We start from the raw sequence: 15,966 nt of genomic DNA on the forward strand, positions 1-15,966 counted from the left end.
GCAGACCGGGTGAGGAGATACAGATGAGTTACCTACTCGACCGCCTGCAATTCTTCAAGAAGAAGCAAGGTGAATTCGCCGATGGTCATGGCGAAGTCAGCAACGAAAGCCGTGCCTGGGAAAACAGTTATCGGCAGCGCTGGCAGCACGACAAGATCGTGCGCTCCACCCACGGGGTGAACTGCACAGGATCGTGCTCCTGGAAAATCTACGTGAAGAACGGCCTGATCACCTGGGAGACCCAGCAGACCGACTATCCGCGTACCCGTCCTGATCTGCCCAACCACGAGCCGCGCGGCTGCCCCCGTGGCGCCAGCTACTCCTGGTACATGTACAGCGCCAACCGCCTGAAGTATCCCAAGGTGCGCAAGCCGCTGCTCAAGCTCTGGCGCGAAGCCCGTGCGACGCACAACGATCCGGTGGACGCCTGGGCCAGCATCGTCGAAGACTCGGCCAAGGCCAAAAGCTACAAAAGCGAGCGCGGCCTGGGTGGTTTCATCCGTTCCAGCTGGAGCGAAGTCACCGAAATCATCGCCGCCGCCAACGTCTATACCGCCAAGACCTACGGTCCGGACCGGGTGATCGGCTTCTCGCCGATCCCGGCCATGTCCATGGTCAGCTACGCAGCCGGCGCCCGTTATCTGTCGCTGATCGGCGGCGTGTGCCTGAGCTTCTATGACTGGTACTGCGACCTTCCTCCCGCATCGCCACAAATCTGGGGCGAGCAGACCGACGTGCCGGAATCGGCCGACTGGTACAACTCCAGCTACATCATCGCCTGGGGTTCCAACGTTCCGCAGACCCGCACCCCCGACGCGCACTTCTTCACCGAAGTCCGCTACAAGGGCACCAAGACCGTGGCCGTCACTCCGGACTACTCGGAAGTGGCCAAGCTCACTGACCTCTGGCTCAATCCCAAGCAGGGCACTGACGCCGCACTGGGCATGGCCTTCGGTCACGTCATCCTCAAGGAATTCCACCTCGAGAAGCCCAGCGCCTACTTCGTCGACTATTGCCGCCAGTACACCGACATGCCAATGCTGGTGCTGCTCGAGCCGCATACCGAAGGTGTGCTCAAGCCTACCCGCTACCTGCGCGCGGCGGACCTGGCGAACAATCTCGGCCAGGACAACAACCCCGAGTGGAAGACCATCGGCCTGGACGAAATCTCCGGCGAACTGGTTTCTCCCACTGGCACCATCGGCTACCGCTGGGGCGAGTCGGGCAAATGGAATATCGAGGAGAAGGAAGGCGGCGCGAAGCGCGACACTCGCCTGGCCCTGACCCTGATCAACGGTGCGGAAAACGCCTGTGACGTCGGCTTCCCGTACTTCGCCGGACAAGAGCACCCGCACTTCAAGGGCGTGGACAACGACGAGGTGCTGGTGCGACGCGTACCGTTCCGTGAAGTGATCGGTGCCGACGGCCAGACCCTGCGCGTCGCCACCGTGTACGACCTGCAGATGGCCAACTACAGCGTCGATCGTGGCCTGGGTGGCCGCAACGTCGCTGCTTCCTACACTGACGCCGACGTGCCCTACACCCCGGCCTGGCAGGCACGCATCACTGGTGTACCGGCTGCCCGCGCCATCCAGGTGGCACGCGAGTTTGCCGAAAGCGCCGACAAGACCCATGGCAAGGCCATGGTCATCATCGGCGCCGCGATGAACCACTGGTACCACATGGACATGAACTACCGCGCGGTCATCAACATGCTGATGATGTGCGGCTGTATCGGCCAGAGCGGCGGCGGCTGGGCACACTACGTGGGCCAGGAAAAACTCCGCCCGCAGACCGGCTGGGTCCCGCTGGCGTTCGGCACCGACTGGAGCCGCCCGCCGCGGCAGATGAACGGCACCTCCTTCTTCTACCTGCACAGTTCGCAGTGGCGTCACGAGAAGATCTCGATGCACGAGGTTCTCTCGCCGCTCGCCGACACCAAGCAGTTCCCCGAGCACGCGCTGGACTACAACATCCGTGCCGAGCGCATGGGCTGGCTGCCGTCCGCCCCGCAGCTCAATCGCAACCCGCTGCACATCGCTGCCGACGCCGAGCGCGCTGGCATCTCGGTGCAGGACTACGTGGTGCGCGAGCTCAAGGCCGGCAACCTGCGCGTGGCCAGCGAGCAACCGGATGATCCGCAGAACTTCCCGCGCAACATGTTCATCTGGCGCTCCAACCTGCTCGGTTCCTCGGGCAAGGGCCACGAGTACATGCTCAAGTACCTGCTGGGCGCGAAGAACGGCGTGATGAACGACGACCTCGGCAAGGAAGGTGGTCCGTGCCCGGGCGAAGTGGATTGGGTCGACCAGGGTGCCGAAGGCAAGCTGGACCTGGTTACTACCCTGGACTTCCGCATGTCCTCCACCTGCATGTATTCGGACATCGTTCTGCCGACCGCGACCTGGTACGAGAAGGACGACCTCAACACCTCCGACATGCACCCCTTCATCCACCCGCTGTCGGCCGCCACCGACCCTGCCTGGGAAGCCAAGAGCGACTGGGAGATCTACAAGGCGATCGCCAAGAAGTTCTCCGAGGTCTCCATCGGCCACCTGGGTGTGGAGAAGGATCTGGTCACCGTGCCGCTGTTGCACGACACCGCCAACGAGCTCGCGCAGCCCTTCGGCGGCAGCGACTGGAAGAAGGGCGAGTGCGAACCGGTTCCCGGCCGCAGCATGCCGACCCTGCACGTGGTCGAGCGTGATTACCCGAACACCTACAAGAAGTTCACCTCTCTCGGCCCACTGCTGGACAAGCTGGGCAACGGCGGCAAGGGCATCGGCTGGAACACCGACAAGGAAATCAAGCTGCTCGGCGAGCTGAACCATCGCGTGACCGAGCCGGGTGTCAGCGAAGGTCGTCCGCGCATTGAGAGCGCCATCGACGCCGCCGAGGTGATCCTCGCCCTGGCGCCGGAAACCAACGGCCAGGTCGCAGTGAAGGCCTGGGAAGCGCTGTCGAAGTTCACCGGTCGCGAACATGCTCACCTGGCGCTGCCCAAGGAAGAAGAGAAGATCCGCTTCCGCGACGTCCAGGCACAGCCGCGCAAGATCATTTCCAGCCCCACCTGGTCGGGCCTGGAAGATGAACACGTGAGCTATAACGCCGGCTACACCAACGTTCACGAGATGATCCCGTGGCGAACCCTTACCGGTCGCCAGCAGTTCTACCAGGATCACCCCTGGATGCAGGCCTTCGGCGAGGGCTTCGTCAGCTACCGGCCGCCGGTCAACACCCGCAGCACCGACAAGCTGTTCAACAAGAAGCCCAACGGCCACACCGAGATCACCCTCAACTGGATCACCCCGCACCAGAAGTGGGGCATCCACTCCACCTACAGCGACAACCTGCTGATGCTCACCCTGTCGCGTGGTGGCCCGATCATCTGGATGAGCGAGAACGACGCGAAACGCGCCGGCATCGAGGACAACGACTGGGTCGAGGTCTTCAACGCCAACGGCGCCGCAACTTGCCGCGCGGTAGTCAGCCAGCGTGTGAAGGACGGCATGGTGATGATGTACCACGCCCAGGAACGCATCGTGAACCTGCCGGGCAGCGAGACCACCGGAACCCGCGGCGGTCACCACAACTCGGTGACCCGCGTGGTGCTCAAGCCAACCCACATGATTGGTGGCTACGCCCAGCAGGCCTGGGGCTTCAACTACTACGGCACCGTCGGCTGCAACCGCGACGAATTCGTCGTGGTGCGCAAGATGAACAAGGTCGACTGGCTCGACGAGCCGGAGCACGGCGGACTGGGCGGTGACGCTCTGCCGCAACCGTTGCCCCAGGATATTTGAGGATTACTGCCATGAAAATTCGTTCGCAAGTCGGCATGGTGCTGAACCTCGACAAATGCATCGGTTGCCACACCTGCTCCATCACCTGCAAGAACGTCTGGACCAGTCGTGAAGGCGTCGAATACGCCTGGTTCAACAACGTCGAAACCAAGCCCGGCATCGGTTACCCGAAAGAGTGGGAAAACCAGGAGAAGTGGAAGGGCGGCTGGAAGCGTAACGCCGACGGCTCCATCGTTCCGCGCATCGGTGGCAAGTTCCGCGTGCTGGCGAACATCTTCGCCAACCCGGACCTGCCGGAAATCGATGACTACTACGAGCCCTTCGACTTCGACTACCAGCACCTGCACACCGCGCCCAAGGCCCAGCACCAGCCGGTCGCCCGTCCGCGTTCGCTGGTCTCCGGCCAGCGCATGGACAAGATCGAGTGGGGCCCGAACTGGGAGGAAATCCTCGGCACCGAGTTCGCCAAGCGCCGCAAGGACAAGAACTTCGACAAGGTCCAGGCGGACATCTACGGTGAGTACGAAAACACCTTCATGATGTACCTGCCGCGCCTGTGTGAGCACTGCCTTAACCCGGCGTGCGTGGCGTCGTGCCCGAGCGGCGCGATCTACAAACGCGAGGAAGACGGCATCGTCCTCATTGACCAGGACAAGTGCCGCGGCTGGCGCATGTGCATCAGCGGCTGCCCGTACAAGAAGATCTACTTCAACTGGAAGAGCGGCAAATCCGAGAAGTGCATCTTCTGCTACCCGCGCATCGAGGCCGGTCAGCCGACCGTCTGCTCGGAAACCTGCGTAGGCCGCATCCGCTACCTCGGCGTGCTGCTGTATGACGCCGACCGCATCCACGAAGTGGCTACCTGCGAGAACGAGCGCGAGCTGTACCAGAAGCAACTGGAAATCTTCCTCGACCCGTTCGACCCGAAAGTGATCGAGCAGGCTCGCAAGGACGGCGTACCGGACAGCGTCATCGAGTCCGCGCAGAAGTCCCCGGTGTACAAGCTGGCCATGGACTGGAAACTGGCCCTGCCGCTGCACCCGGAATACCGCACGCTGCCGATGGTCTGGTACGTACCGCCGCTGTCGCCGATCCAGAACGCCGCATCGGAAGGCCACATCGGCAGCGACGGGGTGATCCCGGATGTCGAGTCCCTGCGCATTCCCGTGCAGTACCTGGCCAACCTGCTGACCGCTGGCGATACCGCTCCGGTACTGCTGGCCCTCAAGCGCCTGCTGGCCATGCGTGCCTACAAGCGCTCCGAGCATGTGGAAGGCAAGCAGGACCTGGACGTGCTCGCCAAGGTCGGTCTCACCGTGAACCAGGTGGAAGAGATGTATCGCTACCTGGCGATTGCCAACTACGAAGACCGCTTTGTCATTCCCAGCGCGCACCGCGAGGAAGCGCTGTCGGATGCCTTCGCCGAACGTTCGGGCTGCGGCTTCAGCTTTGGCAATGGTTGCTCCAGCAACTCCGGCGTCAACCTGTTCGGTGGCAAGGCAACGGACAAGCGCAACGTCATCCAGACCGTGCAGATACAGGAGTGACGACCATGCCCATCTCAATGGAAAGTCACAGCCAACTGCTCAAGCTCAGCGCGCTGATGCTCGACTACCCGCGCGTCGAACTGCGCGAGGAAAGCCTGGCGTTGCATGCACTGATTCGCACCTGCGACCTCCCTGAGGCGCAGCGCGACGGTCTTGCCTTACTGCTCAACGAGCTCTGCAAGGGCGACATCCTCGACGTGCAGGCTCGTTACGACGGTCTGTTCGAGCGCGGTCGCTCGGTCTCGCTGCTGCTCTTCGAACACGTGCACGGCGAAAGTCGTGACCGTGGCCAGGCGATGGTCGACCTGATGGACCGCTATACCCAGGCGGGCCTGGTCATCGACGTCAACGAGCTGCCGGACTATCTGCCGCTGTACCTGGAGTTCCTCGCTCTGCAGGACGCCGAGGCGGCTCGCACCGGCCTGGCCGAAGTCGCGCACATCCTCGCGCTGATCGCCTTGCGCCTGGAAGAGCGTGGGAGCAGCTATGCAGCGGTGTTCCACAGCCTGCTGTCGTTGTCCGGCGAGCAACCGGACCTTGGCGCGCTCAAGCGCGACCGCGAGCAGGAAGTGCGCGACGACAGCCTGGAAGCCATTGACAAGGCCTGGGAGGAAACCCCGGTGAGCTTTACCGAGCCCGCCGTTGGTTGCCCGTCTTCCAGCGCCCGGCGGATTTCCTCCGCCGCAGAACAACCCATGCAGTGGGTCGCCCAGCCGGTGCCGCAGATGCAGTACCGGGCGACCAGATAAGGAGTCTGAACATGTCCCTCGATCTTCTAGCGTTCGGGATCTATCCCTACGTTGCGCTTGCCATCTGCCTGATCGGCAGCTGGGCGCGCTTCGACCTGTCGCAATACACCTGGAAAGCCGGCTCCAGCCAGATGCTGAGCAAGAAGGGTATGCGGGTCTACAGCAACCTGTTCCACATCGGTGTGCTGTTCATCCTCGCCGGCCACTTCGTCGGCCTGCTGACCCCGCATGCCGTCTACGAGCACCTGATCAGCACCGAGCAGAAGCAACTGCTGGCAATGGTTTCCGGCGGTTTCTTCGGCATTCTCTGCTTCATCGGCCTGACCGGGCTGATCCTGCGCCGCCTGACCAACGAACGCGTGCGCGCCACCGGCAACGCGTCGGACCTGATGATCCTGCTGGTGCTCTATGCCCAACTGATCCTCGGCCTGTCCACCATCGTCGCGTCGACCCATCACCTGGATGGTTCGGTGATGGTCATGCTCGCCAACTGGGCGCAGTCCATCGTCACCTTCCAACCGATGGCCGCTGCCGAAGCGATCGCGCCGGTATCGTTGGTCTACAAGCTGCACGTGACCCTCGGCCTGACCCTCTTCGTGCTGTTCCCCTTCACCCGCCTGGTGCACATCGTCAGCGCCCCTGTGTGGTACTTCGGCCGCCGCTACCAGGTGGTCCGTACCAAGCGTCGCGCCGTGTGATGAAGCGGCGGATAACGCTCGCGCGTTATTCGCCCTACCAAACCTCGAACCCGTAGGGCGGATAACGCCACCGGCGTTATCCGCCATCCGGAGGTAAGCGAAAATGAGTTGCTCCCACTACGAAGCCAAGGTCGAACACGTCGAGCTGCCGAAGATCGAAGTCAACGGCGTCGCCATCGCCGAGGACGAACTGGCCCGCGAGCTGCAATACCATCCCGCTTCCAGCCACGCCGAGGCGCTGTACTCCGCCTGCCGTGCGCTGGTCGTGCGCCAGTTGCTGGTGCAACGCGCCGACGCGCTGGGGCTTGTGGCCGACGCGGAGGAGGGCGAGGCCCCGGAAGAGGCGCGCATCCGCGCCCTGATCGACCGTGAGGTCGGCGTGCCCGAAGCTGACGAAGCCAGCTGCCGCCAATGGTACGAAGCCAACCCCAGCCGCCTGACTGCGCCCTGGCGCATGCGCCTGCGCCACGTGTTGCTGGGTTGCGCGCCGGACGACCTGGAAGGCCGCGCCAAGGCCCGCGAACAGGCCGAGGAACTGCTCGCCGAACTGCGTGCACATCCCGAGCGTTTCGCCGAGAAAGCCATGCGCTTCTCCGATTGCCCATCCAAGGAGGACGGCGGTGATCTGGGCTGGATCGAGCCGGGGCAGACCGTCCCCGAGTTCGAGAAACGCCTGCTGCAACAACAACCCGGCCTGCTCGCTCATCCGCTGGAGAGTCGCTACGGCCTGCACGTGGTCGAGCTGATCGAGCGCGATGGTGGCGAGCCACTGGAGTTTGCCGAGGCGCGCCCGCGCATCGCCGCCTACTTGCGCGCCCAGGTGCTGCAGCGCGCAGTCAGCCAGTACATCAGCGTGCTGGCCGGCGAGGCGAAGATCGAGGGCTTTCTCTTCGATAGCGCAGAGTCGCCGCTGGTGCAGTGAACCGGTTCCGGACCCCTCTCTCCCGATTCCTCCCCCGGAGGAGAGAGGGGCTTCGGAAACGGCCATGAATATCGGCCCTCGTCGTGGATGACGAAGGCCGGCCGGAGTGAACACCATGTCCGAATGGATCGACGGCCAGGGTCGCAAGATCGACTATCTGCGCTTGTCCGTAACCGATCGCTGCGATTTCCGCTGCGTCTACTGCATGTCGGAGAACATGCGCTTCCTGCCGCGCCAGCAGGTGCTCACCCTGGAAGAGATCGAAAGGGTGGCGCGCCTCTTCGTCGAGCGCGGGGTCAAGAAGCTGCGCCTCACCGGCGGCGAGCCGCTGGTGCGCCCCGGCATCGTCCATCTCTGCGAGCGCCTTGCCGCACTGCCAGGGTTGCGTGAACTGTGCATGACCAGCAACGGCTCCCAGCTGGTTCGGTTGGCTGGTGATCTGCGCGCCGCCGGTCTGACACGCCTGAACATCAGTCTCGACACCCTTGATGCCGAGCGTTTTGCCGCTATCACCCGCACCGGGCGCCTGGAACAGGTACTGCGCGGTATCGACGCCGCGCAGAATGCCGGTTTCGAGCACATCAAGCTCAACTGCGTGGTGATGAAAGGCCGCAACGCCGACGAGGTCCCAGCGTTGGTGGACTATGCCATCGCCCATGGGCTGGACATCAGCTTCATCGAAGAAATGCCCCTGGGCCAGGTGGGACGTGAGCGCGAAGAAAGCTTCTGCTCCAGCGACGAAGTCCGCGCACTGATTGCCGGGCGTCACGAACTGCTCGACAGTGCCGAGCACAGCGGTGGTCCGGCGCGCTACGTGCGCCTGGCGCAACATCCGAATACGCGCATCGGCTTCATCTCGCCGCACTCGCATAATTTCTGCTCGACCTGCAATCGCCTGCGCCTGACTGCCGAAGGGCGCCTGCTGCTGTGTCTGGGCCATGAGAACTCCCTGGATCTGCGCGGTCTCCTGCGTCGTCACCCTGTGCATGACGAACCGATCCTGGAAGCCCTCCGTAGCGCCCTGCAACGCAAGCCTGCCCGCCATGAGTTCAGCGTCGGCGATGTGCAGGTTCTGCGCTTCATGAACCTCAGCGGCGGCTGAAGCCAACCTCCCTCGGCGGGCACCTTGCCCGCCTTTTGCCTTGCCTGCCTATCTCGCAGAAACGGCGGATGACGATGTGGTCATCCGCCGTTTCTGTATCTTTTCGCCGGACAAAAGAAAAGCCCCTGCGACATGAGCGTATCGCGGGGGCTTCGGGCATTTGCCTAAGGTATAACCGTGGAAGCTACGGTAAATCATGCGAAAGAATCGTTTCGAATCCTCCTCGGATCGCTTCAGAACGCTTCCAGACTAAGGCGGGAGCCTGGCGCGCGACATTCCTCCGAAGGAGTAGCGAGTGGTGCGCAAAGGGGAGTGCGCTGTGCGGTCGCAGGACGATTGACGTTGTGTACTTTTTAGTCCAGATTGGATTTTAAGTTTACGCGCCAGCGCGCGTGGACGAACGATAACAAGCTGGTCGCCTGGGTCAGGGCAAGGCAATGCCGCTGCGACGTGTCACGTTGCGCCCCTGGACGAATCACAAGATGCCGATACTTCTCTGCCAAGACGCAGCGGCCGGCCGCCCGGCCCTGCCACCGAACATGCCACGGAGTTCATCGATGAATCGCAAAGCCCTGCTGGGCGGCCTGATGCTGGCCGCTTTCGCCACCCTCTCCCATGCCGACGACAAGCCGCTGCGCATCGGCATCGAAGCGGCATACCCGCCCTTCGCCTACAAGACTCCCGAAGGCGGCATCGCCGGCTTCGACTACGACATCGGCAATGCGCTGTGTGAAGAAATGAAGCGCAAGTGCCAGTGGGTCGAGCAGGAATACGATGGCCTGATTCCCTCGCTGAAGGTGCGCAAGATCGATGCCGCGCTGTCCTCGATCACCATCACCGAGGAGCGCAAGCATTCGGTGGACTTCACCCACAAGTACTACTTCACCCCAGGCCGCCTGGTGATGAAGGAAGGCTCGCAGCTGGACGAGCAGTTCAGCCAGCTCAAGGGCAAGAACATCGGCGTGCAGCGCGGCTCCACTGCTGACCGCTTCGCCACCGAGGTACTTGGCAAGGCCGGCGCCAACGTGGTGCGCTACACCAGCCAGGACGAGATCTACCTGGATCTGCTGGCCGGTCGCCTGGACGGTACTTTCGCAGACTCCATCCCGCTGGAGATCGGCTTCCTGGAAACCCCGCGCGGCAAGGGCTTCGCCTTCATCGGTCCGGAATTCAAGGACCCGAAATACTTCGGCGAAGGCGCCGGCATCGCGGTGCGCAAGGGCAACACCGAACTGGTCGGCCAACTCAACGCCGCCATCGACGCGCTGCGTGCCAATGGCAAGTACAAGGAAATCGAAGGCAAGTACTTCAAGAGCGATATCTACGGGGACTGATCTTTTCGTCGAGTCCTGGAAAAGGCCGCCTTCGGGCGGCCTTCTTGCTTTTCGTAGGAGCGAGTTTGCTCGCGAACCTCACTCTGCCGCCGCTTCAGAGCCGCTTTCGTAGGACGGGTGGAGCGAAGCGATACCCATGCTGTCCCGCACTCTGGCTCTTGCCGGGGATGGTGTTTCGCGCCGCTTCGGCGTGTTCGGAGATTTCTTGTTTCGCCCCTCGGGCGAGTCCCTTTTGTCAAACGCCACAAAAGGAACCAAAAAGTCTTGCCCCGGACATCCGGTTTTTCGCTTGGGGCGAAAAATACCCTCGCTGAAGCGAAGTTTCAGGGGCACGCGGCGAAGGGCCATCCCTGGCCCATCGCCGCTCTCGCGACATCCATGTCGCTCAACCACTGAAACTCCGCTTCAACGATGCCTCCTGAACGGGGCATTCGGCGCGTGCGGACGTTTCTCTGGAAGATTTTTAAAAGCCAAAGTGAGGTTCGCGAGCAAGCTCGCTCCTACGAAGAGCGCACCGCGCATTACGGAGGACTGTAGGAGCGAGCTTGCTCGCGAACCGGAGCGAAAAGCGCGGAAGAAGTCGGCTCACACCTCCTCCTTCAACTCCTTCAGGTGCTTGTACACCGTCGCCCGGCCCATGTTCAGCACGTTGGCCACATAGTTCGCCGCGCTCTTGCCCTTGAATGCACCTTCGGCGTGCAGGGCCAGGACCAGTTCGCGCTTATGGTCGCGGCTGAGGGTGGACAGGCTCAGCTGGCGCTGCTGCAGCCAACCATGCAGGAAGGTATTGATGCGCTCCTGCCAGTCGTCGCGGAACAGCGCGTCCGGCTGCGGGATGACCTTGCTGGAGGAGAGGAACAGGTCCAGCGCCGCCTTGGCGGTCTCGAACAGCGTGATGTTGAGGTTGATGCACAGCACCGCCAGCGGCTCGCCCCTGGCATCGCGCAGCACGCTGCTGATGGAGCGGATCTTCTGGCCGTCCCAGTTGAGCTTCTCGTAGGGGCCGATGTTGCGCTCCTCACTGCCGCCTTCGAGCATGTCCTCCAGCGCGGAATCATCGCCGATCTCGCGCTTGGAAATGTTGTTCGCCAGGTAGGCCACGCGCTGGTTACGCAGGTCGTGGATGACCACTTCGGCGTGGGGGAAGAACAGCGCGGCGATGGCATCGGCGATGGCCTTGTAGTTGTCCAGCGGATCAGCAGCGGTCATGGGCAAGGCTCTCGGGGCGATGAGACGGGCGATGGAGCGGGCGCTGGCGAGTGTGCCGCAAGCGCCCGCGGGCTGTCACGGGCGGCGGCTCACTTGGCCAGCAGGCGTGCCGGGGAGAGCATCTCGGCAGTCAGGCCGTGGCGAGTCAGGTGCTCGGGCAGCGCTGCATGGCGGATCAGCGCGGCGCTGGCTTCACCCATCGCCGCCGAGGTCTGGATGCCGTAGCCGCCCTGGCCGGCGACCCAATAGAGGCCCGGCGTGGCCGGGTCGTAGCCGGATACCAGGTCGCCGTCGGCGAAGAACGAGCGCAGGCCGGCCCAGGTGTGGCTCGGACGGCGGATGCTGAGGGTGGTGTGTTCCTCGATCTGGTAGATGCCCATTGCGATATCCAGCTCTTCGGGCTGCACGTCGTGGGGTTCCACCGGGTCGGCGTTGGCCGGCGAGCCGAGCAGCATGCCGGCATCGGGCTTGAAGTAGAAGGATTCGTCCAGGCTCACCAGCACCGGCCAGGCGTGGCTGTCCACGCCCTCCGGCGGGCTGAACAGGAAGGCAGCGCGGCGCTTGGGGATCAGGCCCAGTGGGGCGGCACCGGCCAGCTCGGCGATCTTGTCGGACCAGCTGCCAGCAGCGTTGACCAGTACGGGGGCGCGGTAGGTCTGCTGCGCGCAGCGCACTTCCCAGGCACCATCGATGCGGCTGATTTCCAGTGCTTCGCTGTCCAGTTGCACGCTGCCGCCATTGCGGCGTATGCCGCGTAGGTAGCCTTGCAGCAGGCCGTCGGTGTCAATGTCGGCGGCGCTGGGGTCGAGCATTGCGCCGTGGACTTTCTCGCGGCGCAGCACGGGGACGATGGCGCAGGCTTCGTCGGCATCCAGCAGGCGCATTTCCGGCACACTGTCGCGGGCGCTGTCGTACTGGCGCTGGAGCTCTTCCGGGTTGCCTTCGAAGTCCACGGTCATCTCGCCGCGCGGGGTGAGGATCGGGTGCTCGACGAAGCCCTCCGGCGGATTGTCGAAGAAGGCACGGCTGGCGGCGGTCAGCGCACGGACCTGCGGCGTGCCGTAGGCAACGGTGTAGAGCGCCGCCGAGCGACCGGTGGAGTGGTAGCCGGCGTGGGACTCGCGCTCCAGCACGGCGACCTTGCCTTGGCGGGAGAGGAAGTAGCCGGTGGAGGCGCCGGCGATACCGCCGCCGATGATGAGGAAGTCGACTTCGATCATGTTCGTCTCCGCCTCAGGCGTGCTTGGTCTGGAGATGGTAGAGCGCATTGGCCAGGGCGACGTCTTCCAGGCCCAGGCCGATGGAGCGGAAGAAGGCGTGGCGCTGGTAGTCCGGCTTGGCCGCCTGGCCGCTGACCAGCTCCGGCAGGTCGCCGCGGATGTTGCCATCCCAGCCGTGCTCGTCGTGGGCCAGACGCATTTCGCCAGCGGAGGCCGGGGTGGTGGCGCGGTAGTCGCAGTACACGTCCATCTGCGACAGCGACTGTGGCGGCAATTCGTGGGCACGGGCGACGTTGGTGCTGATGGAGGTGATCAGCGCGGGTTTGCTGAGGATCGCCGGGTCGAGCACTGGGGTTCCGGAGGAGGTGCACAGCAGCACCACATCGGCATCGGCCACCGCGGCTTCGACACTGGTAGCGGGTTCCGCGCGGCAATCGATAGCGCCGAACTGGGCCAGCACGCTGGCGTTCAGGTTCGGCGAGTAGACGCGGATGCTCTGCCAGTCACGCAGGCCGGCGACGTAGCGCAGATGCGCACGAGCGACCGGGCCGCTGCCGATGATGGCCAGGCGTTTGGCGTCCGGGCGGGCCAGTTCCTGCACCGCCAGGGCGGTGGTGGCAGCGGTGCGCGCGGTGGTCAGGCTGCCGGCGTTGTACAGCAGCAGCGGCTGGCCGCTCTCCATGGACATCAGCAGGCTCCACGCGGTGACCAGCGACTTGGGCTGGCGCACGATGTACGGCGAGGTCTTCACGCCGTAGACCTTCTGCGAGGCCAGCACGCCCAGGTAGTTGATGAAGTCGCCGCCGCCGTTGGGGAATTCCACCAGTTGCTGCGCGGGCTGCACGGCGCTGCCAGCGGCCAGTTCGACGAACATCTCGCGCATGGCCTGGAGCACATCGACCTGTTCGAGCAGGCGTTCGGCGTCGGCCTGGTTGAGGGTGAAGGGCGTGGCGGCGGACATGGCGAAGCTCCAGATGTGGATTTATTTTTCCATTCTGGACTCTATTGTCTTTATCGACAAGCGCGGGTGGTCGGATGGGCTACCCCTGTAGGAGCGAGCGTGCTCGCGAACCGCGCGGCACCGGAACCTCCGGCAAAATGCGATCGCGAGCAAGCTCGCTCCTACAGGGGGCGTTACAGCTTGAACTGCGCTACCAGCTCTTCCTGGCTGCCGGCCACGCGGCGCAGGTGCTCGCCGCAGTCGCGAGTGTGCGCGGCGGTCTTGCGGTTTTCCACGGTCATGTCGCTCAGGCGGTGCATGTGCTGGTTCACTTCCTGGGTCGTCGCGGCCTGCTGTTCGGCGGCGGCGGCAATCTGGAAGGCCATGGCGTGCACGCCCTGCAGGGACTCATCGAGCGCGCCGAGGGCTTCCAGCACGGCCTGGGTGTCGTGCTCCAGGGTGTGGGCCTGTTCGCTGGCACCGTGCATGCTCGACTGTGCCTGGACGGACGAATCGCCCAGGCTGCCGACGATGGCGACGATCTCGTCGGTGGCGCTGCGGGTGCGCTGGGCGAGGCTGCGTACCTCGTCGGCGACCACGGCGAAACCACGGCCCGCTTCGCCGGCACGGGCGGCCTCGATAGCGGCATTGAGGGCGAGCAGGTTGGTCTGTTCGGCGATCGAGCGGATCACGTCCAGCACGGAGCCGATCTGCTGGCTTTCGCCGGCCAGGGTCTGCACCACGCCGTCAGCCTGGCGCAGGCCGACCAGCAGTTGGTCCTGACGGCCGATCATGTGCTGCAGGGTGCTCTGCATGGCGACGAAGGCCTGGCGCGCGGCGGCGCTGCCGTCGGCACTGCGGCTGGCGCTGCCGGCGATTTCCTGCACGGTGGCGGCCATCTGGTCGACGGCGCTGACCACCATTTCCAGTGCTTCCTGCTGTTGGTCGAGGTGATTGCTGGTGCGTCCGGCGGCGTCGAGGATGTCGCCGCTGGCGTCGCCTACCGCTTCGCTGGCCTGGCGCAGGCGCTCGACGACCTGGCGCCAGGCGCTGGTCATCTCGCGCAGCGCCTGCATCAGGCCACTGCTGGCGCTGGCGTCATCGCTCAGGCGCAGCTCGCCGCTGGCCAGGCGCTGGGCCAGCGCCGCCATGCTGGCCGGTTCACCGCCCAGCGGGCGCATTACGCTGCGGCTGACCAGCCAGGTGCCGGCGGCCACCCCCACCAGGGTCAGCAGGCCGAGCACGAGGATCTGCCACATCAGCTTGCGCACCGGGGCGAAGGCCTGGGCCTGATCCATCTCCGCCACCAGCGCCCAGTGCAGGCCGTCGAGGTTCAGCGGGACGAAGGACTTCAGCGCCGGTTCGTTGCTCAGGCCGGCCTCGGTGAGCCGGCCCTGTTCACCGGCCAGGGCTTTGGCGATGGCCTCGCCGGGCATGGGAGCGGGGCTTTCCTTGTCGCGGCGCACGTGGTGATCAGCGAAGCGCACCGAATCCGAGCGCAGGCTGCCGTCGCCGCCCACCAGGTAGGTTTCCCCGGCTTCGCCCAGGCCCTGGCGGTTCTGCATCACTTCGTTGATCGCCGCCAGCGGCAGTTCCAGCACCAGCAGCAGTTGCAGCTTGCCGTTGTCCTTGATCGGTGCGGCCAGCCATTGCACCGGCTGCTGGTCGTTGGGCGCCTGCTCCAGGTCGCTGATGCTGGCCTTGCCGCTGTCCAGCGCGGTGCGGATGAATTTGCCGAAAGCGGTGTCGCGCCATTGCGGATCACCGATGTTCTGCTGGTAGTCGACGCCGCGGCCGAGGCTGAACACCACCTTGCCGTCACCGGCCACCAGGCGCAGCTCGCGGTAGCCGAAGGTCTTGATGAAGTTCTCGAACACCGGGCGGTCGTAGTTGGCGGTGGTGACCAGGGATTCGCTGTCCAGCCCGGCGTAGTTGCTGCCCAGGTTGGTGGCGAGGCTGCTGAGCTGGTCGTTGCGGGCCTTCCAGGCGTCCATCAACTGCCGCTGCTTGATGCTGGCGACCGCCTCCAGGGCATTCAGGCTTTGTTCTTCGAGGGCTCGGCTGGCCTGGAGATAGACCACGATGGCCATCACCAGTACGGGGATCAGGCCGACCGAGAGGAAACTCAGAGCAAGTTTGGCGCGCAAGGGCATGGGAGGATTCCGACGAGTTCTTGGAATTGTTCTCGCGTGCTTTGCAAGAAGCGTGCGAATTTTTTTACGTCTGTAAATAAAACTGAGCAGAAATGGCCGGGGCGGGGCTGATTTCGTGACAGGGATGGCGCGGTGCCATTGTTTGCGGGGAATCCCGTACGGTCGTCCCAGCGGGTCCGGCGGGAAAAACGCGAGGCTCTGGCGCGGGGACCGGCGTGTGTTTCAGCGGAGGAGAGGAGGAGGCGTCACCGGACGTAACGCCGATGGAAACAAAAAAGGCGAAGCCGGG

At 64.2% G+C, this 15,966-nt stretch carries 11 protein-coding genes; 7 read left to right on the forward strand and 4 right to left on the reverse strand.

Going from position 1 to position 15,966, the window contains the following annotated elements; all coding sequences use genetic code 11:
* Positions 1-23: 23 nt before the first annotated feature.
* From N5C91_RS06045 to N5C91_RS06075, 7 genes are all read left to right on the forward strand, one after another.
* Positions 24-3,803: a nitrate reductase subunit alpha gene (locus N5C91_RS06045; RefSeq protein WP_279828467.1), complete on the forward strand. Its 3,780-nt coding sequence runs from the start codon at positions 24-26 to the stop codon at positions 3,801-3,803.
* Between the two features lie 11 nt (positions 3,804-3,814).
* Positions 3,815-5,350, forward strand: coding sequence for a nitrate reductase subunit beta (gene narH / locus N5C91_RS06050; RefSeq protein WP_279828469.1), 1,536 nt, complete (start codon positions 3,815-3,817; stop codon positions 5,348-5,350).
* A 17-nt stretch (positions 5,351-5,367) separates the two neighbouring features.
* Positions 5,368-6,099 (forward strand): nitrate reductase molybdenum cofactor assembly chaperone, encoded by a 732-nt coding sequence (gene narJ, locus N5C91_RS06055; protein WP_279828682.1) that lies wholly within the window; start codon positions 5,368-5,370, stop codon positions 6,097-6,099.
* Positions 6,100-6,110: 11 nt separating this feature from the next.
* Entirely contained in the window at positions 6,111-6,797 is a 687-nt protein-coding gene (gene narI, locus N5C91_RS06060; RefSeq protein ID WP_279828471.1) for a respiratory nitrate reductase subunit gamma, read from the forward strand.
* Between the two features lie 103 nt (positions 6,798-6,900).
* Positions 6,901-7,719, forward strand: coding sequence for a peptidylprolyl isomerase (locus tag N5C91_RS06065; protein WP_279828473.1), 819 nt, complete (start codon positions 6,901-6,903; stop codon positions 7,717-7,719).
* Between the two features lie 115 nt (positions 7,720-7,834).
* On the forward strand, positions 7,835-8,821 hold the full coding sequence (moaA, locus tag N5C91_RS06070) for a GTP 3',8-cyclase MoaA (RefSeq protein WP_279828475.1): 987 nt from the start codon (positions 7,835-7,837) through the stop codon (positions 8,819-8,821).
* Between the two features lie 539 nt (positions 8,822-9,360).
* Positions 9,361-10,155: an ABC transporter substrate-binding protein gene (locus N5C91_RS06075; RefSeq protein WP_236174264.1), complete on the forward strand. Its 795-nt coding sequence runs from the start codon at positions 9,361-9,363 to the stop codon at positions 10,153-10,155.
* A 585-nt stretch (positions 10,156-10,740) separates the two neighbouring features.
* Here N5C91_RS06075 and N5C91_RS06080 read toward each other — a convergent pair.
* From N5C91_RS06080 to N5C91_RS06095, 4 genes are all read right to left on the reverse strand, one after another.
* Positions 10,741-11,364: a transcriptional regulator gene (locus N5C91_RS06080; protein ID WP_236199437.1), complete on the reverse strand. Its 624-nt coding sequence runs from the start codon at positions 11,362-11,364 to the stop codon at positions 10,741-10,743.
* An 89-nt stretch (positions 11,365-11,453) separates the two neighbouring features.
* Positions 11,454-12,584 (reverse strand): FAD-binding oxidoreductase, encoded by a 1,131-nt coding sequence (locus N5C91_RS06085; RefSeq protein ID WP_279828478.1) that lies wholly within the window; start codon positions 12,582-12,584, stop codon positions 11,454-11,456.
* Between the two features lie 13 nt (positions 12,585-12,597).
* Entirely contained in the window at positions 12,598-13,545 is a 948-nt protein-coding gene (locus N5C91_RS06090; RefSeq protein WP_279828479.1) for an ornithine cyclodeaminase family protein, read from the reverse strand.
* 173 nt (positions 13,546-13,718) lie between these two features.
* Positions 13,719-15,677 carry a methyl-accepting chemotaxis protein gene (locus N5C91_RS06095; RefSeq protein WP_279828480.1) on the reverse strand — a complete coding sequence of 653 codons (1,959 nt, stop codon included), beginning with the start codon at positions 15,675-15,677 and terminating at the stop codon, positions 13,719-13,721.
* Positions 15,678-15,966: the final 289 nt, after the last annotated feature.

The organism is Pseudomonas sp. GD03903, from assembly GCF_029840045.1.
In the GTDB taxonomy this organism is placed as follows: Bacteria; Pseudomonadota; Gammaproteobacteria; order Pseudomonadales; family Pseudomonadaceae; genus Pseudomonas; species Pseudomonas pseudonitroreducens.

Bases quoted from the DNA above. Each gene is read 5' to 3' on its own strand.
- N5C91_RS06045 (WP_279828467.1), top strand. From the start codon at position 24: ATGAGTTACCTACTCGACCGCCTGCAATTCTTCAAGAAGAAGCAAGGT.
- narH (WP_279828469.1), top strand. From the start codon at position 3,815: ATGAAAATTCGTTCGCAAGTCGGCATGGTGCTGAACCTCGACAAATGC.
- narJ (WP_279828682.1), top strand. From the start codon at position 5,368: ATGGAAAGTCACAGCCAACTGCTCAAGCTCAGCGCGCTGATGCTCGAC.
- narI (WP_279828471.1), top strand. From the start codon at position 6,111: ATGTCCCTCGATCTTCTAGCGTTCGGGATCTATCCCTACGTTGCGCTT.
- N5C91_RS06065 (WP_279828473.1), top strand. From the start codon at position 6,901: ATGAGTTGCTCCCACTACGAAGCCAAGGTCGAACACGTCGAGCTGCCG.
- moaA (WP_279828475.1), top strand. From the start codon at position 7,835: ATGTCCGAATGGATCGACGGCCAGGGTCGCAAGATCGACTATCTGCGC.
- N5C91_RS06075 (WP_236174264.1), top strand. From the start codon at position 9,361: ATGCCACGGAGTTCATCGATGAATCGCAAAGCCCTGCTGGGCGGCCTG.
- N5C91_RS06080 (WP_236199437.1), bottom strand. From the start codon at position 11,364: ATGACCGCTGCTGATCCGCTGGACAACTACAAGGCCATCGCCGATGCC.
- N5C91_RS06085 (WP_279828478.1), bottom strand. From the start codon at position 12,584: ATGATCGAAGTCGACTTCCTCATCATCGGCGGCGGTATCGCCGGCGCC.
- N5C91_RS06090 (WP_279828479.1), bottom strand. From the start codon at position 13,545: ATGTCCGCCGCCACGCCCTTCACCCTCAACCAGGCCGACGCCGAACGC.
- N5C91_RS06095 (WP_279828480.1), bottom strand. From the start codon at position 15,677: ATGCCCTTGCGCGCCAAACTTGCTCTGAGTTTCCTCTCGGTCGGCCTG.